20 protein-coding genes are annotated in these 23348 nt (G+C 69.3%); 3 read left to right on the forward strand and 17 right to left on the reverse strand.

Annotated features, from left to right (window positions below; all coding sequences use genetic code 11):
• Window positions 1-137 precede the first annotated feature (137 nt).
• From nuoN to OG844_RS24015, 14 genes are read right to left on the reverse strand one after another with little or no spacing between them, the layout of a single operon-like run.
• Window positions 138-1802, reverse strand: coding sequence for an NADH-quinone oxidoreductase subunit NuoN (gene nuoN, locus OG844_RS23950; protein WP_406392946.1), 1665 nt, complete (start codon window positions 1800-1802; stop codon window positions 138-140).
• The gene (locus tag OG844_RS23955) at window positions 1799-3370 is read right to left on the reverse strand and encodes an NADH-quinone oxidoreductase subunit M (RefSeq protein WP_406392947.1); all 1572 of its coding nucleotides are present in this window, start codon (window positions 3368-3370) and stop codon (window positions 1799-1801) included. The genes nuoN and OG844_RS23955 overlap by 4 nt, the downstream gene beginning before the upstream one ends.
• A gap of 4 nt (window positions 3371-3374) precedes the next feature.
• Complete coding sequence (gene nuoL, locus OG844_RS23960) at window positions 3375-5270, reverse strand: NADH-quinone oxidoreductase subunit L (protein ID WP_406392949.1); 1896 nt, start codon at window positions 5268-5270, stop codon at window positions 3375-3377.
• Between the two features lie 12 nt (window positions 5271-5282).
• The gene (nuoK, locus tag OG844_RS23965; protein ID WP_307539564.1) at window positions 5283-5582 is read right to left on the reverse strand and encodes an NADH-quinone oxidoreductase subunit NuoK; all 300 of its coding nucleotides are present in this window, start codon (window positions 5580-5582) and stop codon (window positions 5283-5285) included.
• Complete coding sequence (locus tag OG844_RS23970; protein ID WP_406392950.1) at window positions 5579-6415, reverse strand: NADH-quinone oxidoreductase subunit J; 837 nt, start codon at window positions 6413-6415, stop codon at window positions 5579-5581. The genes nuoK and OG844_RS23970 overlap by 4 nt, the downstream gene beginning before the upstream one ends.
• A complete protein-coding gene (nuoI, locus tag OG844_RS23975) occupies window positions 6412-7008 on the reverse strand; it encodes an NADH-quinone oxidoreductase subunit NuoI (RefSeq protein WP_406392952.1) in 597 nt (198 codons plus the stop codon). Before nuoI ends, OG844_RS23970 begins: the two co-directional genes overlap by 4 nt.
• On the reverse strand, window positions 7001-8404 hold the full coding sequence (gene nuoH, locus OG844_RS23980) for an NADH-quinone oxidoreductase subunit NuoH (protein WP_406392954.1): 1404 nt from the start codon (window positions 8402-8404) through the stop codon (window positions 7001-7003). Before nuoH ends, nuoI begins: the two co-directional genes overlap by 8 nt.
• Window positions 8401-10905, reverse strand: a complete 2505-nt coding sequence (locus tag OG844_RS23985; RefSeq protein WP_406392955.1) for an NADH-quinone oxidoreductase subunit G — start codon at window positions 10903-10905, stop codon at window positions 8401-8403. Before OG844_RS23985 ends, nuoH begins: the two co-directional genes overlap by 4 nt.
• Complete coding sequence (gene nuoF, locus OG844_RS23990; RefSeq protein WP_406392957.1) at window positions 10902-12275, reverse strand: NADH-quinone oxidoreductase subunit NuoF; 1374 nt, start codon at window positions 12273-12275, stop codon at window positions 10902-10904. The genes OG844_RS23985 and nuoF overlap by 4 nt, the downstream gene beginning before the upstream one ends.
• The gene (gene nuoE, locus OG844_RS23995) at window positions 12275-13090 is read right to left on the reverse strand and encodes an NADH-quinone oxidoreductase subunit NuoE (RefSeq protein WP_351165565.1); all 816 of its coding nucleotides are present in this window, start codon (window positions 13088-13090) and stop codon (window positions 12275-12277) included. Before nuoE ends, nuoF begins: the two co-directional genes overlap by 1 nt.
• A gap of 29 nt (window positions 13091-13119) precedes the next feature.
• The gene (locus OG844_RS24000; RefSeq protein WP_351165235.1) at window positions 13120-14442 is read right to left on the reverse strand and encodes an NADH-quinone oxidoreductase subunit D; all 1323 of its coding nucleotides are present in this window, start codon (window positions 14440-14442) and stop codon (window positions 13120-13122) included.
• On the reverse strand, window positions 14442-15152 hold the full coding sequence (locus tag OG844_RS24005; RefSeq protein WP_406392958.1) for an NADH-quinone oxidoreductase subunit C: 711 nt from the start codon (window positions 15150-15152) through the stop codon (window positions 14442-14444). Before OG844_RS24005 ends, OG844_RS24000 begins: the two co-directional genes overlap by 1 nt.
• The gene (locus OG844_RS24010) at window positions 15149-15703 is read right to left on the reverse strand and encodes an NADH-quinone oxidoreductase subunit B family protein (RefSeq protein ID WP_014154689.1); all 555 of its coding nucleotides are present in this window, start codon (window positions 15701-15703) and stop codon (window positions 15149-15151) included. Before OG844_RS24010 ends, OG844_RS24005 begins: the two co-directional genes overlap by 4 nt.
• Before the next feature lie 18 nt (window positions 15704-15721).
• Window positions 15722-16081 (reverse strand): NADH-quinone oxidoreductase subunit A, encoded by a 360-nt coding sequence (locus OG844_RS24015; protein WP_003992243.1) that lies wholly within the window; start codon window positions 16079-16081, stop codon window positions 15722-15724.
• 984 nt (window positions 16082-17065) lie between these two features.
• Between OG844_RS24015 and OG844_RS24020 the strand changes: the two genes are divergently transcribed.
• Complete coding sequence (locus OG844_RS24020) at window positions 17066-17878, forward strand: C40 family peptidase (RefSeq protein ID WP_406392960.1); 813 nt, start codon at window positions 17066-17068, stop codon at window positions 17876-17878.
• A gap of 95 nt (window positions 17879-17973) precedes the next feature.
• Here the strand turns inward: OG844_RS24020 and mptB are convergent, their stop codons facing one another.
• The 3 genes from mptB to OG844_RS24035 all read right to left on the reverse strand — a co-directional run bounded on the left by mptB (window position 17974) and on the right by OG844_RS24035 (window position 21644).
• The gene (mptB, locus tag OG844_RS24025) at window positions 17974-19464 is read right to left on the reverse strand and encodes a polyprenol phosphomannose-dependent alpha 1,6 mannosyltransferase MptB (protein ID WP_406392962.1); all 1491 of its coding nucleotides are present in this window, start codon (window positions 19462-19464) and stop codon (window positions 17974-17976) included.
• Between the two features lie 69 nt (window positions 19465-19533).
• Complete coding sequence (locus tag OG844_RS24030) at window positions 19534-20820, reverse strand: geranylgeranyl reductase family protein (protein WP_329208451.1); 1287 nt, start codon at window positions 20818-20820, stop codon at window positions 19534-19536.
• A 131-nt stretch (window positions 20821-20951) separates the two neighbouring features.
• Window positions 20952-21644 (reverse strand): demethylmenaquinone methyltransferase, encoded by a 693-nt coding sequence (locus OG844_RS24035; protein ID WP_406392964.1) that lies wholly within the window; start codon window positions 21642-21644, stop codon window positions 20952-20954.
• 120 nt (window positions 21645-21764) lie between these two features.
• On the opposite strand from OG844_RS24035, the gene OG844_RS24040 reads away from it, so the two are divergent.
• Both OG844_RS24040 and OG844_RS24045 read left to right on the forward strand, forming a co-directional pair.
• Window positions 21765-22283: a SigE family RNA polymerase sigma factor gene (locus tag OG844_RS24040; protein ID WP_406392965.1), complete on the forward strand. Its 519-nt coding sequence runs from the start codon at window positions 21765-21767 to the stop codon at window positions 22281-22283.
• 9 nt (window positions 22284-22292) lie between these two features.
• Window positions 22293-23099, forward strand: coding sequence for a hypothetical protein (locus OG844_RS24045; RefSeq protein WP_406392966.1), 807 nt, complete (start codon window positions 22293-22295; stop codon window positions 23097-23099).
• Window positions 23100-23348: the final 249 nt, after the last annotated feature.

Here is a 23348-nt window from a genome sequence, read left to right on the forward strand (position 1 = left end):
CGTTCCCGTTCCGCCCGTCCGTGCCGTCCGTATCTCTGTCCAACCGTCCACAGCCACCATAGGCGCCGCGTACGACAACGCCGGACGGGCTTGACTTCCAGGGCCCGTCCGGCGTTGTCGCAGCACTTCCCACGCGGTTACCGCACGAAGACTCCCGCCTGGCTCGCCAGGTCCAGGAAGTACTGCGGGGCCAGGCCCAGCACCAGGGTGACCGCGACGCCGACCGCGATCGTCGTCATCGTCAGCGGGGACGGGACGGCGACCGTGGGGCCGTCGGCCTTCGGCTCGCTGAAGAACATCAGGACGATGACGCGGATGTAGAAGAACGCGGCGATGGCCGACGAGATCACACCGACCACGACCAGGCCGCCCGCGCCGTTGTCCGCCGCCGCCTTGAAGACGGCGAACTTGCCGGAGAAGCCCGACGTGAGCGGAATGCCGGCGAAGGACAGCAGGAACACGGCGAAGACCGCCGCGGTCAGCGGCGAGCGCCGGCCGAGTCCGGCCCACTGCGACAGATGCGTCGCCTCGCCCCCCGCGTCGCGCACCAGGGTGACGACGGCGAAGGCGCCGACGGTCACGAAGGAGTAGACACCGAGGTAGAAGAGGACCGAGGAGATGCCCTCCGGGCTGGCCGCGATGACACCCGCGAGGATGAAGCCCGCGTGCGCGATCGAGGAGTAGGCCAGCAGCCGCTTGATGTCGGTCTGGGTGATCGCGACGATCGCCCCGCCCAGCATCGTGACGATCGCGACGCCCCACATGACGGGGCGCAGGTCCCAGGTGAGACCCGGCAGCACCACGTACAGCAGGCGCAGCAGGGCACCGAACGCGGCGACCTTCGTCGCCGCGGCCATGAAGCCCGTGACCGGCGTCGGCGCACCCTGGTACACGTCCGGGGTCCACATGTGGAACGGGACGGCGCCGACCTTGAACAGCAGGCCCATCAGGATCATCGCGCCGCCGATGAGCAGCAGCACGTCGTTGCCCATCGTGTCCGCGAGCGCCGGGGTGATCTCCTGGACGGTACCGTCCACGACGTTCGCGATACCGGCGTACGAGACGGTTCCCGCGTATCCGTAGAGCAGAGCGATCCCGAAGAGCAGGAACGCCGAGGAGAAGGCCCCGAGCAGGAAGTACTTCACCGCGGCCTCCTGCGACATCAGCCGCTTGCGGCGGGCGACGGCGCACAGGAGGTAGAGCGGGAGGGAGAAGACCTCGAGCGCGATGAAGAGGGTCAGCAGGTCGTTGGCGGCCGGGAAGACCAGCATGCCCGCGACGGAGAAGAGGGCCAGCGGGAAGACCTCGGTGGTGGTGAACCCGGCCTTGACCGCGGCCTTCTCGCCGTCACTGCCGGGGACCGAACCGGCCTGTGCGGCGAAGGAGTCCACGCGGTTGCCGTGGGAGGCGGGGTCCAGGCGCCGCTCGGCGAACGTGAAGGCGGAGACCATCGAGACGAGCAGGATGGTGCCCTGCAGGAACAGGGCGGGGCCGTCGACGGCGACGGCGCCCATCGCGGCGATCTGCGCGTTCCTGCCCGCGTACCCGTCGGCCGCGAGCCCCAGGACCGCGGCGAACGCGGCACCGAGGGCGACGACCGTCAGGAAGACCTGCGTGGTGTAGCGGGCCCTGCGCGGGACGAACGCCTCGACCAGGATTCCCAGGACGGCGACGCCGATCACGATCAGGACGGGCGCCAGTTGGGCGTACTCGATGGTCGGCGCGGTGAACTTGTCGCCCGCGGCAGCCGTTGTCACCCCGCCGCCCGTCGTCCACAGGCTGTGGACAGCTGTTGCGCTCACTTGGCGGCCTCCACCTCGGGCTGGGGGTCCTTCTTCTGTACGTCGTGCATGGTGTGCTGCACCGCCGGGTTGACGACGTCCGTGAGCGGCTTCGGGAAGACACCCAGGAAGATCAGCAGGGCGATCAGCGGCAGGGCGACCGCCAGTTCACGGACCCTGAGGTCCGGCATGCTCCGGACCGCCTCCGTGACCGGTCCCGTCATCGTCCGCTGGTAGAGGACCAGGACGTAGAGCGCGGCGAGCACGATGCCGACGGTCGCGATGATGCCGACCACCGGGTACGCGCTGAACGCGCCGACCAGGACGAGGAACTCACTGACGAACGGGGCGAGGCCGGGCAGCGAGAGCGTGGCCAGACCGCCGATGAGGAACGTCCCCGCCAGCACCGGCGCCACCTTCTGCACCCCGCCGTAGTCGGCGATGAGCCGCGAGCCGCGCCGCGTGATCAGGAATCCGGCGACCAGCATCAGCGCGGCCGTCGAGAGCCCGTGGTTGACCATGTAGAGCGTGGCACCCGACTGGCCCTGGCTCGTCATCGCGAAGATGCCGAGCACGATGAAGCCGAAGTGCGAGATCGACGCGTAGGCGATGAGCCGCTTGATGTCACGCTGGCCGACGGCGAGCAGCGCCCCGTAGATGATGGAGATCAGCGCCAGGACGAGAATCACCGGCGTCGCCCACTTGCTGGCCTCCGGGAACAGCTGGAGGCAGAAGCGGAGCATCGCGAAGGTGCCGACCTTGTCGACGACCGCGGTGATCAGGACGGCCACCGGGGTGGTCGCCTCGCCCATGGCGTTGGGCAGCCAGGTGTGCAGCGGCCACAGCGGGGCCTTCACCGCGAAGGCGAAGAAGAAGCCGAGGAACAGCCACCGCTCGGTGCTGCTCGCCATCTCGAGCGAGCCGTTGGCCCGGGCCTCGGCGATCTCGGAGAGCGAGAAGCTCCCCGCGACCACGTAGAGCCCGATGACGGCGGCCAGCATGATGAGCCCGCCGACCAGGTTGTAGAGGAGGAACTTCACGGCCGCGTAGCTGCGTTGCGTCGCCGCGTTCTCGTCGCTTCCCGTGTGCGCCCGGTCCCCGAAGCCGCCGATGAGGAAGTACATCGGGATGAGCATGGCTTCGAAGAGGATGTAGAAGAGGAAGACGTCGGTGGCCTCGAAGGAGAGGATCACCATCGCTTCGACCATCAGGATGAGGGCGAAGAAGCCCTGGGTGGGCCTCCAACGGGAGGACTTCGTCTCCAGGGGGTCGGCGTCGTGCCAGCCGGCCAGGATGACGAAGGGGATCAGCAGCGCGGTGAGCGCGAGGAGCGCCACCCCGATGCCGTCGACACCCAGCTCGTACCGGACGCCGAAGTCCTTGATCCAGGCATGCGATTCGGTCAGCTGGTAGCGGTCGCCGCCCGGTTCGAAGCGGGCGAACACGATGCCCGCGAGGACGAGCGTGCCGAGCGAGACGATCAGCGCGAGCCATTTGGCCGCGGTGCGCTGTGCGGCGGGGACGGCGGCGGTGGCGATCGCGCCGATCGCGGGGAGTGCCGCCGTCGCTGTCAGGAGGGGAAAGGACATGTGATCAGACCGCCCTCATCAGCAGGGTTGCGGCGATGAGGACCGCCGCACCGCCGAACATCGAGACCGCGTAGGAGCGGGCGTAGCCGTTCTGCAGCGTGCGCAGCCGGCCGGAGAGCCCGCCCATCGAGGCGGCCGTGCCGTTGACGACGCCGTCGACCAGGGTGTGGTCGACGTAGACCAGGGAGCGGGTGAGGTGCTCGCCGCCGCGGACCAGGACCACATGGTTGAAGTCGTCCTGGTAGAGGTCGCGACGGGCGGCCCTGGTGAGCAGCGAGCCGCGCGGGGCGACGACGGGGACGGGCCTGCGCCCGTACAGGAACCAGGCGACGGCGACACCGATGACGAGCACCACCATGGTGGCGGCGGTGACGGTGGTCGCGCTGACCGGCGCGTGTCCGTGGTCGTGTCCGGTGACGGGCTCCAGCCAGTGCATGAACCGGTCGCCGATGGAGAAGAAGCCTCCGGCGAAGACCGACCCGAAGGCCAGCACGACCATCGGGATCGTCATCGACTTCGGCGACTCGTGCGGGTGCGGGTCGTGGCCCTCCGCATCGGGCTGCCAGCGCTTCTCGCCGAAGAACGTCATCAGCATCACCCGCGTCATGTAGAACGCGGTGATCGCGGCGCCGAGCAGGGCGACGGAGCCGAGGATCCAGCCCTCCGTGCCGCCCTTCGCGAAGGCCGCCTCGATGATCTTGTCCTTGGAGAAGAAGCCGGACAGACCGGGGAAGCCGATGATCGCGAGGTAGCCGAGGCCGAAGGTGACGAAGGTGACCGGCATGTACTTCCGCAGGCCGCCGTACTTCCGCATGTCGACCTCGTCGTTCATGCCGTGCATGACCGAACCGGCGCCGAGGAAGAGACCGGCCTTGAAGAAGCCGTGCGTCACCAGGTGCATGATCGCGAAGACGTAGCCGATCGGGCCGAGACCCGCGGCCAGGACCATGTAGCCGATCTGCGACATCGTCGACCCGGCGAGGGCCTTCTTGATGTCGTCCTTGGCGCAACCGACGATCGCACCGAAGAGGAGCGTGACCGCACCGACGACCACGACGACCAGCTGGGCGTCGGGCGCGGCGTTGAAGATCGCGCCGGAGCGGACGATGAGGTAGACACCCGCGGTCACCATGGTGGCGGCGTGGATGAGGGCCGAGACCGGGGTCGGACCCTCCATGGCGTCACCGAGCCAGGACTGCAGCGGCACCTGGGCGGACTTGCCGCAGGCCGCGAGGAGCAGCATGAGGCCGATCGCGGTCAGCTTGCCCTCACTCGTCCCGTCGACCGCGGCGAACACCGGTCCGAAGGCGAAGGTGCCGAAGGTGGTGAACATCAGCATGATCGCGATCGACAGGCCCATGTCGCCGACCCTGTTGACCAGGAAGGCCTTCTTGGCGGCGGTGGCCGCGCTGGGCTTGTGCTGCCAGAAGCCGATGAGCAGGTAGGACGCCAGACCGACGCCCTCCCACCCGACGTACAGGAGCAGGTAGTTGTCGGCGATGACCAGCAGGAGCATCGCCGCGAGGAACAGGTTCAGGTAGCCGAAGAAGCGGCGGCGGCGCTCGTCGTGCTCCATGTAGCCGATCGAGTAGATGTGGATCAGCGTGCCCACACCCGTGATCAGCAGGACGAACGTCATCGACAGCTGGTCGAGCTGGAAGGCCACGTCGGCCTGGAAGCCCTCGACGGGAATCCAGCTGTACAGCATCTGGTGCAGGGCGCGGTCGTCGGCGCCCTTGCCCAGCATGTCGATGAACAGCACCACGCCGACGACGAAGGCCGCGGCGGAGAACAGCGTGCCGAGCCAATGGCCGGCCCGGTCGAGCCGGCGGCCCCCGCACAGCAGGACCACCGCTCCGAGCAGGGGCGCCGCGACCAGCAGCGCAATCAGGTTTTCCACGATTCCGACCCCTTACAGCTTCATCAGGCTGGCGTCGTCGACCGAGGCCGAGTGGCGGGAGCGGAACAGCGACACGATGATCGCGAGCCCGACGACGACCTCAGCGGCGGCGACGACCATCGTGAAGAAGGCGATGATCTGGCCGTCGAGGTTTCCGTGCATCCGGGAGAACGCGACGAACGCGAGGTTGCAGGCGTTGAGCATCAGCTCCACGCACATGAACACCACGATGGCGTTCCGCCTGATCAGGACTCCGGAGGCACCGATCGTGAACAAAAGGGCCGCGAGGTAGAGGTAGTTGACCGGATTCACTTGGCGACCTCCTCCCCTTCTTCTTCGTGGTCACGGCCCAGCCGCTCCCCGGAGCGCTGTTCCAGCGCCTTGAGGTCGGCGAGCGACTCGGTCGACACGTCCCGGATCTGGCCGCGCCGGCGCAGCGTCTGCATGACGGTGAGCTCGGAGGCGGTGCCGTCCGGGAGCAGTCCGGCGATGTCCACCCCGTTGTGCCGGGCGTAGACGCCCGGGGCGGGGAGCGGCGGAAGGTGGTTGCTGCGCACCCGGTCCTCGGACATCTCCCGCTGCGTCTTGGCGCGTTCGGTGCGCTCGCGGTGCGTCAGGAGCATCGCGCCGACCGTCGCCGTGATCAGCAGGGCGCCCGTGATCTCGAACGCGAAGACGTACTTGGTGAAGATGAGGTTGGCGAGGCCCTCGACGTTTCCGCCGTGCTGGGCGTTCGCCGCGCCGAGGCCGTTGAAGCTGGCCAGGGAGGCCTGGCCGATACCGGCGATCAGCAGGACACCGAAGCCGAGGCCGCAGCCGGCGGCCAGCCAGCGCTGGCCCTTGATGGTCTCCTTCAGCGAGTCGGCCGCCGTGACACCGACGAGCATGACCACGAAGAGGAACAGCATCATGATCGCGCCCGTGTAGACGACGACCTGGACGATGCCCAGGAAGTACGCGCCGTTGGCGAGGTAGAAGACCGCCAGCACGATCATGGTGCCGGCGAGCGACAGTGCGCTGTGCACCGCCTTCTTCATCAGGACGGTGGAGAGCGCGCCGATGACGGCGACGGTGCCGAGCAGCCAGAACTGGACGGCCTCGGGGGTGGAGGTCATGGAGGCCGCGACGGCCGGACCGGAGGTCATACGTCCACCTCCTTGTCGGCTTCGCCCTTGGAGACGGCGGTCTGACGCTCCGTGCCGGGCGCGGCCTCGCTCACCAGACCGCGGTAGTAGTCCTGCTCGTCCATACCGGGGTAGATCGCGTGCGGGCTGTCGACCATGCCTTCCTCCAGCCCCGCGAGCAGCTCGTCCTTGGTGTAGATGAGGCTCTCGCGGGTGGTGTTGGCGAGCTCGAACTCGTTCGTCATCGTGAGCGCCCGGGTGGGGCACGCCTCGATGCAGAGCCCGCACAGGATGCAGCGCGCGTAGTTGATCTGGTAGACGCGGCCGTAGCGCTCCCCCGGGGAGTAGCGCTCCTCCTCGGTGTTGTCCGCGCCCTCCACGTAGATGGCGTCCGCCGGACACGCCCAGGCGCACAGCTCGCAGCCGACGCACTTCTCCAGGCCGTCGGGGTGACGGTTGAGCTGGTGCCGGCCGTGGAAGCGCGGCGCCGTCACCTTCGGCGTCTCCGGGTACTGCTCGGTCAGCCGCTTCTTGAACATGGCCTTGAAGGTCACGCCGAAGCCGGCCACAGGATTCTGGAACTTCTCCCCTGAGGGTTCTGATGACTCAGACACCGTCAGCCTCCTTTCCGTCACTCGCGTGCTCGTCACTCTGAGTATCGGGTCCGCCACTGACAATGAGCTCCCGCTCACGGCGCGGCCTGCGGCGCGGTACCGGCGGCAGGCTCTGGCCGGGCAGCGGCGGCACCGGGAATCCGCCGGCCATCGGGTCGAACGCCGGCTCCGGCTCGGCAGCCGCTTCGGTTTCCTTCGCCTTGCGGTCGCGGAAGATGTCGACGACGAAGGAGATCAGCAGGATCGCGATCACGGCCCCCGCGACGTACAGCACGATCTTCGAGAAGTCGTAACCCTCGTTGCGCAGCGCCCTGACCGTGGCCACCAGCATCAGCCAGACCACGGAGACCGGGATCAGGACCTTCCAGCCGAGCTTCATCAGCTGGTCGTAGCGGACCCTGGGCAGGGTGCCGCGCAGCCAGATGAAGAAGAACAGCAGCAGTTGGACCTTGATGACGAACCAGAGCATCGGCCACCAGCCGTGGTTCGCACCCTCCCAGAAGGTGCTGATCGGGTACGGAGCCCGCCAGCCGCCCAGGAACAGGGTCACGGAGACCGCGGAGACGGTGACCATGTTGACGTACTCGGCGAGCATGAACATCGCGAACTTGATCGAGGAGTACTCGGTGTTGAAGCCGCCCACGAGGTCGCCCTCGGACTCAGGCATGTCGAACGGCGCGCGGTTGGTCTCCCCGACCATCGTGACGACGTAGATGATGAAGGAGACCGGCAGCAGGATGATGAACCAGCGGTCCTCCTGCGCCTCCACGATCTTCGAGGTCGACATCGACCCGGAGTAGAGGAACACCGAGGCGAAGGCGGCGCCCATCGCGATCTCGTAGCTGATCATCTGCGCGCAGGAGCGCAGACCGCCGAGCAGCGGGTACGTCGATCCGGACGACCAGCCGGCCAGCACGATGCCGTAGATGCCGACGGAGGCGACCGCGAGGATGTACAGCATCGCGATCGGCAGGTCGGTCAGCTGCATCGTCGTGCGCTGGCCGAAGATCGAGACCTCGTTGCCCGACGGGCCGAACGGGATCACCGCGATCGCCATGAACGCCGGTGCGGCGGCGATGATCGGGGCCAGGACGTAGACGACCTTGTCGGCCCGCTTGACGATGACGTCTTCCTTCAGCATCAGCTTGATGCCGTCGGCGAGCGACTGGAGCATGCCCCAGGGGCCGTGCCGGTTCGGGCCGATGCGCAGCTGCATCCAGGCGACGACCTTGCGCTCCCACACGATGGAGAAGAGCACGGTCACCATCAGGAACGCGAAGCAGAAGACCGCCTTGACGACGACGAGCCACCACGGGTCCGTGCCGAACATCGAGAGGTCCTCGGCGGCGAGTACGGCGCCGTTCGGTGCCGCGGCGAGTTGAGCGAGGCCAGTCACGCTCGCACCTCCGGTGTCTCTGCGGGGCTTCCGGCGGCCGGACCGATCCGGACCAGTCCGCCCGGCTGTACTCCGGTGTCGGCGGGAACGCCCCGGCCGACGGAGTTGAGCGGCACCCACACCACCCGGTCCGGCATGTCGGTGACCGCCAGCGGGAGTTCGGTGGTGCCGGCGGGTCCGGTGACGGCCAGCAGGTCGCCGTCCTTCACCCCGGTCTCGGCCGCGGTGGCGGCGGAGAGCCGTGCGACGGCCGCGTGCCGGGTTCCGGCCAGCGCCTCGTCGCCCTCCTGCAGCCGGCCCCGGTCGAGCAGCATCCGGTGGCCCGCGAGTACGGCTTCGCCGTCACCGGCGCCGGGCACCGGCCGGGAGGTCGCCCGCGGGTCCTCGGCGTGGGTGCCCTGCCAGCCGCCGAGGCGGTCGAGCTCGCGCCGCGCCGCCCTCAGGTCCGGCAGTGCGAGGTGCACGTCGAGCGCGTCGGCGAGCATGTGCAGGACCCGTGCGTCGGTCGGGCAGAGGGTGCGCGGCAGCTGCTCGGGCTTCAGCGCGGCTTCGAACATCCGCGCCCTGCCTTCCCAGTTGAGGAACGTGCCGGGCTTCTCCGCGACCGCGGCGACGGGAAGGACCACGTCGGCCCGCTCGGTGACCGCGCCGGGGCGCAGCTCCAGCGAGACCAGGAAGCCGACCTCGTCCAGCGCCCGGAGGGCACGGGCCGGGTCGGGCAGGTCCTCGGGGTCCACGCCGGCGACCAGCAGAGCGGCCAGTTCGCCGGTGGCCGCGGCTTCGACGATCTGGCCGGTGTCGCGGCCGAAACGGGACGGCAGTTCGGCGACGCCCCATACGGACGCCACCTCCTCCCTGGCCCGCGGGTCGGTCGCCGGACGGCCGCCGGGCAGCAGCGACGGGAGCGCGCCCGCCTCCACCGCGCCGCGTTCGCCGGCCCGCCGCGGAATCCACACGAGCGTGGCACCGGTGGCGGCGGCGGTCCGTACGACGGCGGTCAGTGCTCCGGGGACGCCGGAGAGCCGTTCGCCCACCACGATCAGGGAGCCTTCACCGCGCAGCGCCTCGGCGGCGAGGGCACCGTCACCCTCCAGTCCGACTCCGCCCGCGAGCGCGTCAAGCCAGTCGGTCTCGGTGCCGGGGGCGGCGGGGAGCAGGGTGCCGCCCGCCTTCTCCAGTCCGCGCGTGGCGTGCGAGGCGAGCGCGAACGTCCGCTGCCCGTGCTTGCGGTGGGCCTTGCGCAGCCGCAGGAAGACGCCGGGCGCCTCCTCCTCGGACTCGAAGCCGGCCAGCAGGACCGCCGGAGCCTTCTCCAGCGAGGTGTACGTGACTCCGCTGCCGTCCAGGTCGCGCCCGCGTCCGGCCACCCGCGCGGCCAGGAAGTCGGCTTCCTCGCTGCTGTGGATCCGGGCGCGGAAGTCGATGTCGTTCGTGCCGAGGGCGATCCGCGCGAACTTGCTGTAGGCGTAGGCGTCCTCGACGGTGAGCCGGCCGCCGGTGAGGACACCGGTCCGGCCGCGGGCGGCCGAGAGTCCGGTTGCCGCGGCCGCCAGTGCCTCGGGCCAGCTCGCCGCTTCGAGCACACCGTCCGCGTTGCGTACGAGCGGAGTGGTGAGCCGGTCACGCTGCTGGGCGTAGCGGAATCCGAAGCGGCCCTTGTCGCAGAGCCACTCCTCGTTGACCTCGGGGTCGTTGGAGGCGAGCCGCCGCATGACCTTGCCACGGCGGTGGTCGGTGCGGGTCGCGCAGCCGCCCGCGCAGTGCTCGCACACCGACGGCGTCGACACGAGGTCGAAGGGCCGGGAGCGGAAGCGGTACGCCGCCGAGGTGAGCGCTCCGACGGGGCAGATCTGGATGGTGTTCCCGGAGAAGTACGACTCGAAGGGGTCGCCCTGCCCGGTGCCGACCTGCTGGAGCGCGCCACGCTCGATGAGTTCGATCATCGGGTCGCCCGCCACCTGGTTGGAGAACCGGGTGCACCGCGCGCAGAGCACGCACCGCTCGCGGTCCAGCAGCACCTGGGTGGAGATAGGGACGGGCTTCTCGAAGGTGCGCTTCTTCCCGTCGAAGCGGGAGTCGGCGCCGCCGTGCGACATCGCCTGGTTCTGCAGGGGGCATTCGCCGCCCTTGTCGCAGACCGGGCAGTCCAGCGGGTGGTTGATGAGCAGGAGCTCCATCACACCCTTCTGGGCCTTCTCCGCGACCGGCGAGGTGATCTGCGACTTCACGACCATGCCGTCGGTGCACGTGATGGTGCAGGACGCCATCGGCTTGCGCTGGCCCTCGACCTCGACGATGCACTGCCTGCAGGCGCCGGCCGGGTCGAGGAGCGGGTGGTCGCAGAAGCGCGGGATCTCGATGCCGAGGAGTTCGGCGGCCCGGATGACCAGGGTGCCCTTGGGGACGCTGATCTCGATGCCGTCGATGGTCAGCGTGACCAGGTCCTCGGGCGGGATGGCCGCCTCGCCGCCCCCGGAGGGCGCACTCGTGGTGACTGTCATGCGTTCACCCCCCGGTGAGCGTTCTTGTCGTCTTCGTCGTCGGCCCAGAGGGTCGACCTGGCGGGATCGAAGGGGCAGCCATTGCCCGTGATGTGCTGCTCGTACTCCTCGCGGAAGTACTTCAGCGAGGAGAAGATCGGCGAGGCGGCGCCGTCACCGAGGGCGCAGAAGGACTTGCCGTTGATGTTGTCGGCGATGTCGTTCAGCTTGTCGAGGTCGGACATCTCGCCCTTGCCGGCCTCGATGTCGCGGAGCAGCTGGACGAGCCAGTAGGTGCCCTCACGGCACGGCGTGCACTTGCCGCACGACTCGTGGGCGTAGAACTCGGTCCAGCGGGTGACGGCCCGCACCACGCAGGTGGTCTCGTCGAAGCACTGCAGCGCCTTGGTGCCGAGCATGGAGCCGGCGGCGCCGACGCCCTCGTAGTCCAGCGGGACGTCGAGGTGTTCCTCGGTGAACATCGGGGTGGAGGAGCCGCCGGGGGTCCAGAACTTCAGGCGGTGTCCGGCCCTGATGCCGCCGCTCATGTCGAGCAGCTGGCGCAGGGTGATGCCGAGCGGGGCCTCGTACTGGCCGGGGCTGGTGACGTGCCCGCTGAGCGAATACAGCGTGAAGCCCGGGGACTTCTCGCTGCCCATCGACTTGAACCAGTCCTTGCCCTTGTTCAGGATCGCGGGAACCGAGGCGATGGACTCGACGTTGTTCACCACAGTGGGACAGGCGTACAGACCGGCGACCGCGGGGAAGGGCGGACGCAGCCGGGGCTGGCCGCGGCGTCCTTCGAGCGAGTCGAGCAGCGCGGTCTCCTCACCGCAGATGTACGCGCCGGCACCGGCGTGCACGGTCAGTTCCAGGTCGAGCCCGGGGCCGAGGGCGTCCTTCCCCAGGTACCCCGCCTCGTACGCCTCGCGCACGGCCTCGTGCAGGCGTCGCAGTACGGGGACGACTTCGCCGCGCAGATAGATGAAGGCGTGGGACGAGCGGATCGCGTAGCAGGCGATCACGATGCCCTCGATGAGGCTGTGCGGGTTCGCGAAGAGCAGCGGGATGTCCTTGCAGGTCCCCGGTTCCGACTCGTCGGCGTTGACGACCAGGTAGTGCGGCTTGCCGTCGCCCTGCGGGATGAACTGCCACTTCATCCCGGTGGGGAAGCCGGCGCCGCCGCGCCCGCGCAGACCGGAGTCCTTGACGTACGCGATGAGGTCGTCCGGCGACATGGCCAGCGCCTTGCGCAGACCCTCGTAGCCCTCGTGACGCCGGTAGGTCTCCAGCGTCCAGGACTCCGGCTCGTCCCAGAAGGCGGAGAGGACCGGTGCCAGGAGCTTCTCCGGGCTGGTCCCGTTCTTGTCGATCTCGGCTGCCAAGGTCATCACTCCCCCTCCTCGGCTGCGGGCCCGGCCGGGTGCTCCGGGTCGGAGGCCGAGGTCTGCTGCGGCGCGTCGTGCGAGCTGAGGTGCTCGGCACCCTTCTGCGGCTGGTCGCTCGGGGCCTCGCCCCGCGGGGCGACGACGCGCGGCTGCGGGGCGGCCTCGCCCTTGGCCAGCTTCAGCCCGACGAGTGAGGCGGCCCCCGCTCCGCCGGTCGCCGCGACGGCACCGGGGCGCTCGTCGGGGAAACCGGCCAGGATGCGGGCGGTCTCCTTGTACGTACACAGGGGGGCGCCGCGGGTGGGTTCGACGGTCCGGCCGGCGATCAGGTCGTCGACGAGCTGCGTCGCGCTCTCCGGCGTCTGGTTGTCGAAGAACTCCCAGTTGACCATCACGACGGGCGCGAAATCGCAGGCCGCGTTGCACTCGATGTGCTCGAGGGTGACCTTGCCGTCCTCGGTCGTCTCGTTGTTGCCGACACCGAGGTGGTCCTTGAGCCGGTCGAAGATGGCGTCGCCGCCCATGACCGCGCACAGGGTGTTGGTGCAGACCCCGACCTGGTAGTCGCCGCTCGGCCGGCGCCGGTACATCGAGTAGAAGGTGGCGACCGCGGTGACCTCGGCGGTGGTGAGGCCGAGCAGTTCGGCGCAGAACGCCATGCCCGTACGGGAGACGTGCCCCTCCTCGGACTGGACGAGGTGCAGCAGCGGCAGCAGCGCGGAGCGGCTGCCGGGGTAGCGGGCGATCACCTCCTTCGCGTCCGCTTCGAGCCGGGTGCGCACCTCGGCCGGGTACGCGGGGGCGGGGAGCTGCGGCATCCCCAGGCTGACTTCTTGGTTGGATGCGGTCACCGGTCGACGCCTCCCATCACGGGGTCGATGGACGCGACAGCGACGATGACGTCGGCGACCTGGCCGCCCTCGCACATCGCCGCCATGGCCTGCAGGTTGGTGAAGGACGGGTCGCGGAAGTGGACCCGGAAGGGGCGGGTGCCCCCGTCCGAGACGGCGTGCACGCCGAGCTCGCCCTTGGGGGACTCTATGGCGGTGTACGTCTGCCCGGCCGGGACCCGGAAGCCCTCGGTCACCAGCTTGAAGTGGTGGATCAGGGCCTCCATGGAGGTGCCCATGATCTTCTTGATGTGGTCGAGCGAGTTGCCGAGTCCGTCGGGTCCGAGCGCGAGCTGCGCGGGCCAGGCGATCTTCTTGTCGGCGACCATGACGGGGCCCGGCTCCAGCCGGTCCAGGCACTGCTCGACGATCCTGAGCGACTGGCGCATCTCCTCCAGACGGATGAGGAAGCGGCCGTAGGCGTCGCAGGTGTCCGCGGTGGGCACGTCGAACTCGTAGTTCTCGTAGCCGCAGTACGGGTCGCTCTTGCGCAGGTCGTGCGGGAGTCCGGCGGACCTCAGGACCGGGCCGGTGGCGCCGAGCGCCATGCAGCCGGTCAGGTCGAGGTAGCCGACGTCCTGCATGCGGGCCTTGAAGATGGGGTTGCCGGTCGCGAGCTTGTCGTACTCCGGCAGGTTCTTCTTCATGGTCTTCACGAACTCGCGGATCTGGTCGACCGCGCCCGGGGGCAGGTCCTGCGCCAGGCCGCCGGGCCGGATGAACGCGTGGTTCATCCGGAGGCCGGTGATCAGCTCGAAGAGATCGAGAACGAGTTCACGATCGCGGAAGCCGTAGATCATGATCGTCGTGGCGCCGAGTTCCATGCCACCGGTGGCGATGCACACCAGGTGCGAGGAGATCCGGTTGAGCTCCATCAGGAGCACGCGCAGGACGGTGGCCCGGTCGGGGATCTGGTCCTCGATGCCGAGGAGCTTCTCCGTCCCGAGGCAGTACGCCGCCTCGTTGAAGAACGGGGTCAGGTAGTCCATGCGCGTGACGAAGGTGGTGCCCTGTGTCCAGTTCCGGAACTCGAGGTTCTTCTCGATGCCGGTGTGGAGATAGCCGATGCCGCAGCGGGCCTCTTTGACGGTCTCGCCGTCGATCTCCAGGATCAGCCGCAGCACGCCGTGCGTGGACGGGTGCTGGGGGCCCATGTTGACGATGATGCGTTCGTCGTCCGCCTTGGCCGCGGACTCGACGACCTCGTCCCAGTCGCCGCCGGTGACCGTATATACAGTCCCCTCGGTCGTGGCACGGGGTGTTGCATGGGGAGTGGTCATCAGCTGTACGACCTCCGCTGGTCCGGAGCCGGGATCTGGGCGCCCTTGTACTCGACGGCGATGCCGCCGAGCGGATAGTCCTTGCGTTGCGGGAAGCCCTGCCAGTCGTCCGGCATCATGATCCGGGTGAGGGCGGGGTGCCCGTCGAAGACCAGCCCGAAGAAGTCGTAGGTCTCACGCTCGTGCCAGTCGTTGGTCGGGTAGACCGCGACGAGGGACGGGATGTGCGGATCACTGTCCGGGGCGGACACCTCGAGGCGGATCAGCCGCCCGTGGGTGAGCGACCTCAGGTGGTAGACCGCGTGCAGCTCGCGGCCCTTGTCCCCGAGGTAGTGCACGCCGCTGACGCCCGTACAGAGCTCGAACCTCAGGGCGGGGTCGTCGCGCAGGGTGCGTGCCACGGTGAGCAGATGCTCGCGGGCGATGTGGAAGGTGAGTTCGCCCCGGTCGACGACCGTCTTCTCGATGGCGTTGGCGGGCAGCAGGTCCTGTTCCTCCAGGGCCCCTTCCAGCTCGTCGGCCACTTCGTCGAACCAGCCGCCGTAGGGGCGGGACGAGGCACCCGGCAGGGTCACGGTGCGGACGAGTCCGCCGTAGCCCGAGGTGTCGCCGCCGTTGTCGGCACCGAACATGCCCTTGCGTACGCCGATGACGTCACCGGTGTCCTCGCGCGGTGCGGGCACGCCGTTGCTCTTCTGCTCGTCGCTCACCGCAGCAGCCCCTTCATCTCGATCAGGGGCAGTGCCTTGAGGGCCGCCTCCTCCGCCTCGCGGGCGGCCTCCTCCGCGTTGACCCCGAGCTTGGAGCCCTGGATCTTCTGGTGGAGTTTGAGGATGGCGTCGATCAGCATCTCGGGACGCGGCGGGCATCCCGGCAAATAGATATCAACCGGCACAATGTGATCAACACCCTGCACAATGGCGTAATTGTTGAACATGCCGCCCGATGATGCGCAAACCCCCATGGAGATGACCCACTTGGGGCTCGGCATCTGGTCGTAGACCTGCCTCAGGACGGGCGCCATCTTCTGGCTGACCCGTCCCGCGACGATCATCAGATCCGCCTGCCGCGGCGATCCGCGGAAGACCTCCATCCCGAAACGGGCCAGGTCGTACCGCCCGGCTCCGGTCGTCATCATCTCGATGGCGCAGCAGGCGAGGCCGAAGGTGGCAGGGAAGACGGACGACTTCCGTACCCAGCCGGCGGCCTGCTCGACAGTGGTCAGCACAAAGCCGCTTGGCAGCTTCTCTTCGAGTCCCATGGTGTGCCCCTCAGCCCCTCAGTCCCATTCCAGGCCGCCCCGGCGCCACACATACGCGTAGGCGACGAAGACGGTGAGCACGAAGAGCAGCATCTCGACGAGCCCGAAGATCCCCAGGGCGTCGAAGGTGACCGCCCAGGGATAGAGGAAGACGATCTCGATGTCGAAGACGATGAACAGCATCGCCGTCAGGTAGTACTTGATCGGGAACCGGCCGCCTCCAGCTGGAGTGGGGGTGGGTTCGATACCGCACTCGTACGCTTCCAGCTTTGCTCGGTTGTATCGCTTTGGCCCGATAAGCGTGGCCATGACCACGGAGAAGATCGCAAAGCCTGCCCCGAGGGCGCCGAGCACGAGGATGGGCGCGTAGGCATTCACGCTCCTCGCTCCTTCCAGTCGTCCTTGACCGTTGGACCGCATCGGGCGACCGGCTCGCCACCTCACCAAGATCGTGCACATGTGAGGCAGTTCACAAGCCCGACTGCCCCGCATCCTATGCCTGCCGTCCTGTGATCTGCGACACGGGGTGCGTCACCGTCTTTGTGATCTCCACCACCTGGCGAACGATCATGAAGTCGGATGAGCGGTGATCTTCGTACGCGAAGCGGCCGAGTAGCTACCAGACGTGACATTCAGTGGCGTTACCGCTGGTCAAAGGCGCGCGGCTCTATCAATCGACAGCCACTACAAGCAAATTGGCGATGGACGCTCCGCCGGTGATAGGGGAATGGGCCGCATCCGGAAGCCACCCGGACGTGGGGTCCGGGGTACCGATGTGGACAATGCGCACGCATTCACGAACTTCCGGACGCACGGCCCCCGAACAGAGTGCTGACCGCGGACGGGACGCCGGCGACCCCGCGCCGAACACCGCCGACCGAGGCGCGGGCGCCGTCATCGCGAGCGGGCACCGCGGATCGCGGGCGCGACATCGGGGATCACGAGCGGACCGCCGACGAGCCGCCCCCGGTTGGGGCCACCGGACGCCGACCGGACCCGGATCAACCGGACATGACTCTCCAATAGGTCATGGAGCCGGGAAGGGTCGGCCGATTCCGCCCCCCACTCGGGACGCGGTCGCGCGGTTGCCTCTCACGCAGGAGTCACGCTGTGACCTGTGTCACTCCACCAACGCTTCAACAAAAGCGGGCTTGGCCATCGGTGTGAACGGATGGTAAGCGACGGGCAATTCGGGCGTATTACTGAAACTCGGTGATCACGGCCGTGATGACGGGTGCCCGTTTTGCCCGTTACGGCGTCAATAAAGGCCTCAAATAAGCGGATTCACAGATTCCGAACGTAACTGTGTCGCAACACACGTTTCTTGATGGGACCCCTACAGCCCTGATAGCGCTAGTACCCATGTCCCACACCGCTCACATACCCAGCCACCGGAAGCCCCGCCAAAGCGCCTCCAAGACGGCGCTGCGCGCCGGAGTTGCCGGTGGCGTCCTCAGCACCATCGCGGTCGCAGGTGCCGCCGGCCCGGCGCAGGCCGAGCCGGTGACCCAGACCATCGAGATGCCCACCATCACCGCCGGGCTCTCCACCGCCGTCGCCGCGTCCGCCCAGGCCACGCAACAGGTCGCCCTCGACCTCGAGACGCAGGCCAACGAGGACGCGGCAGCGGCCACCGCGGCCAAGACCGCCAAGAAGGCCAAGGCCGAGGCGATCCGCAAGGCAGAGGCCGAGAAGAAGGCCGAGGCTGCCGCCAAGGCCAAGGCGGAGGCCGCCGAGCGCGCCTCCCGTACCTCCGAGCGCACGACGCTCAGCGCCTCCTCGGGCTCCTCGGAGACCCCCTCCTACTCGTCGAACGCCACGGGCTCCGCGGCGTCCGTCGTCGCGTTCGCACAGTCGCAGATCGGTGACGCGTACGTCTCCGGCGGCACCGGCCCGAACTCGTGGGACTGCTCGGGCCTCGTCCAGGCCGCGTTCCGCACGGTGGGCGTCGACCTGCCGCGTGTCTCGCAGAGCCAGTCGACGGCCGGTACCCAGGTCTCGCTCAGCAACCTGCAGCCCGGCGACATCCTGTACTGGGGCGGCGCGGGCAGCGCGTACCACGTCGGGATCTACGTGGGCGGCGGCCAGTTCGTCGGTGCGCAGAACTCCAGCACCGGTGTGGTGCAGAAGTCCCTGGACTACGACCCGCCGTCGGGCGCGGTCCGCGTTCTCTGATTCACAAGCTCCGGTAGACCGGACGCCTGAGTACGGCCGCGGGCCGTCACTCCCCCGCTCGGGAGTGGCGGCCCGTCGGTGTGCGGCGGTGCCCGTCAGTGCGAGGCGGCCGGGATGTCCGCCCCCGCGTCCGTCACGGCGTCCTCGGGCCTGCGCTGCAACGGCACCCGGGGCAAGTCCCGCACGGCGGCCTCACGGCGCAGGAGCCACACCCCGGCCACGCACGTGAGGGCCGCCAGCACGAAGCCGTACACGGGCGTCGAGCCGGAGGGCTGCGTCTCGTACACGAGCGCCGCCGACAGCACGGTCACCACGTTCCGGATCCGGCCCTCGCACGCGGTGGCGGCGAGCACGGCCGTACCCCACAGCAGGTACCACGGCTGCACCATCGGGGAGAGGGCCACGAGGGTCACCAGGGCGACCCCCAGGGCGTGGACCGGTTCCGTACGGCCGGCGGCTGCGCGCCACGCGAGGCGGGCGATCAGTACGAGGGCCACCAGCAGACCCAGGTTCTGCACGGCGGACTTCACCGGGTCCGGGTCGGTGCCGACGGTGAGCCGCAGCAGTTCACCGAGCCCGAGGCCGAGGTCGCTGCTGGCCGACAGCGCGGTGTGGATGCGCCCGGCGACGCCCTGGGTGCCCAGCCAGCCGAAGCCCGTGCCGCCCAGGAGCGTCACCAGGGCCACGACCGCCCCGGCGACGAGTCCGGGCGCCAGCAGCCCCTTCGCGGCCCGGCGTACGAAGGATCCGGTCGCCGCCCGGCCCACGACGACGCCGACGAACAACAGCGCCACGGCCGCCGGGGACTTCACCATCATGGCGAGTCCGATGAGCGCGGCGCCGGTGATCCATCTCCCGCGCAGGGCGAGCACCGCGCCGGCCAGCATGAGGCCGATCATCAGTCCGTCGTTGTGCATGCCGCCGACGACGTGCACGAGCAGCAGCGGGTTGAGCGCCCCGAGCCGCAGGGCCGCGCTCTCGCTGCGGCCGTGCTCCCGGGCGAGGTGCCGCAGGCTCCATACGATCAGCGCCAGCGCGCCCAGGGCGATGATCCGCATGCCCAGCACGGCGGGGACGATCGTTCCGCCCGTCGCCCATGCGACGCCCCGCGCGAGGACGAGGAAGAACGGACCGTACGGGGCCGGGGTGTCGGTCCAGTGGCCGCCGACGCTCGCCGCGGCGTCGCCGCCCGGCCCGGCGGGGTCGAGTACCGACGGCCCGGCGCTGTAGACGTCGTGGCCTTCGAGGACCATCGCACCCTGGGCTATGTAGCTGTACACATCGGCACTGTGGAGCGGTGGGGCCAGAACGAGCGGGGCAGCCCAGCAGACGAGGGTGCGGAGCGTGTCGCGTACCGAGGCGCCGGCCCTGCCGTACCGCCACCAGGCGACGACGAGCAGGGTGAGCCCGCCGTACGCCAGGAAGTGGCCCACGGCGCCGACCGCGGCCCCGTGAGGCACCCACAGCCCCCACGGGTCGCGGGCCGGCAGTGTGCCGACGGCCCAGCCGCCGAGGGCGACCCCCGCCGATCCGGCCGTACCCAGCCGACGGCACGCGTCGGCGCTCCACTCCCCCATGGCACGCATGGTGCGCAACCTACACCGGGCCGGCGGCCGGTCGCAGGGTCCGGGTCACACCCTCCGGCGCACCCCGGTTCAGGCCTTCGGTGCGACCTTCGAGAGGCCGTTGATGATGCGGTCCATCGCGTCGCCGCCCGTCGGGTCGGTGAGGTTGGCGAGCATCTTCAGCGTGAACTTCATCAGGAGGGGGTGGGTCAGCCCCCGCTGGGTCGCGATCTTCATGATCTTCGGGTTGCCGATCAGCTTCACGAAGGCGCGGCCCATCGTGTAGTAGCCGCCGTAGGTCTCCTTGAGCACCTTCGGGTAGTTGTTCAGGGCCAGTTCGCGCTGGGCGGGGGTCGCACGGGCGTGGGCCTGGACGATGACGTCCGCGGCGATCTGGCCCGACTCCATGGCGTACGCGATGCCCTCGCCGTTGAACGGGTTGATCATGCCGCCCGCGTCACCGACGAGCAGCAAGCCCTTGGTGTAGTGCGGCTGGCGGTTGAAGGCCATCGGGAGCGCGGCCCCGCGGATCGGCATCGTCATGTTCTCCGGGGTGTAGCCCCAGTCCTCCGGCATGGAGGCGCACCAGGCCTTGAGGACCTCGCGCCAGTCGAGCTCCTTGAACGCAGAGGAGGAGTTGAGGATGCCGAGGCCGACGTTGGACGTGCCGTCGCCCATGCCGAAGATCCAGCCGTAGCCGGGCAGCAGACGGTCCTCGGCGCCGCGCCGGTCCCACAACTCCAGCCAGGACTCCAGGTAGTCGTCGTCGTGGCGGGGCGAGGTGAAGTACGTACGGACCGCGACGCCCATCGGGCGGTCCTCACGGCGGTGCAGGCCCATGGCGAGGGAGAGCCGGGTGGAGTTGCCGTCGGCGGCGACGACGAGGGGGGCGTGGAAGGTGACCGGGGTCTTCTCCTCGCCGACCTTGGCGGTCACGCCGGTGATGCGTCCGGTGCGCTCGTCGAGGATGGGCGCGCCGACGTTGCAGCGCTCGTGCAGCCGCGCGCCGGCCTTCTGCGCCTGGCGGGCCAGCGTCTCGTCGAAGTCGTCGCGCTTGCGGACCAGTCCGTAGTCCGGGAAGGAGGCCAGTTCCGGCCAGTCCAGCTGGAGGCGGACACCGCCGCCGATGATGCGCAGGCCCTTGTTGCGCAGCCAGCCGGCTTCTTCGGAGATGTCGATGCCCATGGACACGAGCTGCTTGGTGGCGCGCGGGGTGAGGCCGTCGCCGCAGACCTTCTCCCTCGGGAACGCCGTCTTCTCCAGGAGGAGTACGTCGAGTCCGGCCTTGGCGAGGTAGTACGCGGTCGTGGAGCCGGCTGGGCCCGCCCCGACGACGATCACGTCCGCGCTGTGTTCGGAGAGGGGCTGCTCGGTCACGGTCGGATCTCCCGAAGACTCGAAATCGCGTGCCGCGCGGCACCGGTCGCGTGCAGTCTATGGGTGCCCGGCCGGGACGGTCCCGGCGGCCGGGCCGGGCCGTCCGGAGCCCGATCCGTACGTACCGGGGTTCAGTCGCGCACACCCCGGTGCAGTGCCACCACACCACCGGTGAGGTTGCGCCAGGCGACCTTCGACCAGCCGGCCTTCTGCAGCCGGGCGGCGAGACCCGCCTGGTCGGGCCAGGCGCGGATCGACTCGGCGAGATACACGTACGCGTCCGGGTTGGTGCACACGGTGCGGGCGACCGGCGGCAGTGCCCGCATCAGGTACTCGCTGTAGACCCTGCGGAACGGCGCCCACGTCGGTTGCGAGAACTCGCAGATCACCACCCGGCCGCCGGGCTTGGTCACCCGGTACAGCTCGCGCAGCGCCTGGTCGGTGTCCTGGATGTTGCGCAGCCCGAAGGAGATCGTGACGGCGTCGAACGTCTCGTCCTTGAAGGGGAGTTTCGTACCGTCGCCCGCGGTGAACGGCATCCACGGGTGACGCTCCTTGCCGACCCGCAGCATCCCGAGCGAGAAGTCGCAGGGCACCACGTAGGCGCCCGCCCGGGCGAAGGGCTGCGAGGAGGTGGCGGTTCCGGCGGCCAGGTCGAGGATCTTCTGCGCCGGGCGGGCGTCCACCGCCTTGGCGACCTCCTTGCGCCAGAGCCTGGCCTGCCCGAGGGAGATCACGTCGTTGGTGAGGTCGTAGTTCGCCGCCACGTCGTCGAACATCGAGGCGACTTCGTGCGGCTGCTTGTCCAGGGATGCTCGGGTCACCCTCCCATTCAAGCAGCCCCGGTGCCGACGTCTCACGGCGGCGTGAGCCGCTTCAACCTTTTGGGCCCGGCGGCACTCAGTAACAGGGTGAGACCACCGACAACCGGAGAGAGGAGGCAGATGTCAACCGTCCACAGCCGGGATTCCACCGGCCCCACGAGCTTCGAGGAATTCGCCCGGGCGAGCCAGCGCCGTCTGTACCGGACGGCGTATCTGCTGTGCGGTGACGCGGAGAGTGCCCGCGATCTGACCCAGACGACGCTGGCGAAGCTGTTCCAGCACTGGCGGCGGGCGGGCACCGCCCAGTACCCGGAGGCCTATGCGCGCACCGTGCTGACGCGCACCTACCTCGCGGAGCGCCGACGCCGGCTCCGCGATCTTCTCGCCCACACCCGCGTCGACACCCCGCGTGCCGCCGTCCGTCCCGAACTGACGGTGACGCTGCTGACCGCACTGGCCGAACTCCCGCCCCGGGCAAGGGCGATGGTCGTGCTGCGCTACTGGGAGGACCTGAGCGTCGAGTCCGTCGCCGAACTCCTGAGGTGCAGCGAGTCCACGGTCAAGAGCCAGTGTTCGCGATCACTGGCTCGGCTGCGGGAGCAGCTGGGACCGGCCCATGTCTACACCACCGAGAGTTGAGGACCCGCGATGAGCAACGATGTCTCCCTGCTCAGGGAAGCGATGGAGCGTACGGTCGACGATCTGCCGCCGCTGCCCGACCTGGTTCCGGCCGCCGCCCTGTCGGGGCGACGGCGCCGGGCACGGGCGCGGCTGACGGTCGCGGCGAGCGCCCTGGGGGTGGCCGGGCTGGCGGCGCTCGGGGCGGTCGTGCTGCCGGGCGGCGGTACGGAGGCCGGTGTCGCGGCCACCGGTACGGTCCCTCCGGCCCCGTACCGCACGCCGGTCCATGTGGAGGCCACCCCCGGCGAGACGGAGGAGGGAAGCCTGAACGGCCTGTCCGGTGCCGAGCGGAAGCGGTTCGAGGAGTTCCAGCAGTGGACGGCACACGTGCTGGACGGGGCGCTGCCGGACGCGGTCGGGACGATCCGTCCGCTCGACTCCTCCGTCGTCTCCTACCAGGGGGAGAAGGACGGGGACGTGTTCCGTGTGACGTTCACGGTGCGGCCGGACGACGGTGTGGCCGCCGGGCCCTGCACGAGTATTCCGGAGAAGGGGATGACGTGCGGGACGGCGGAACTGGAAGCCGGTACCGAGACGACGATCCGGGTCGGCGCCTCGGGCTCGATGGAAACGAATGCCACCTCGATGGCGTTCACCTACGGGGGCAGTGACGTCCGGCTGGAGATCTCCCCGGACGAGCGGACAGGGAGGTCCGCACCGGTGACCGCGCAGCAACTCCTCGAGGGGGTACGGGAGAGCGGGCTGCTGGACGTCGTGCGGTACGCGGACGAGCACCCGCTGCTCGAGAAGCAGGTGAGTGTCCGGGGCGGCTGATCTCCGGCCTGCGGGGCGCGGCCGCGATCCCGCGGGCATTCCCCGACGACCACCCGGCACGGACAGACGAACAGACGGACGAACGCCCTGTGGACACGCACACAGATCACCGCATACGGGGCGCCGGCGCCCCCCGCCGCCCGCCGGGAGCGGCGGCTCCCGGCGGGCCCCGACGGTCCCGGCAGCAGGCCCGCGCTCGACGAAGACGCAGACAGAAGCGCTCGCTGGTCCTTCTGGCTGCCTTCGCCG

Source organism: Streptomyces sp. NBC_00887, assembly GCF_045207585.1.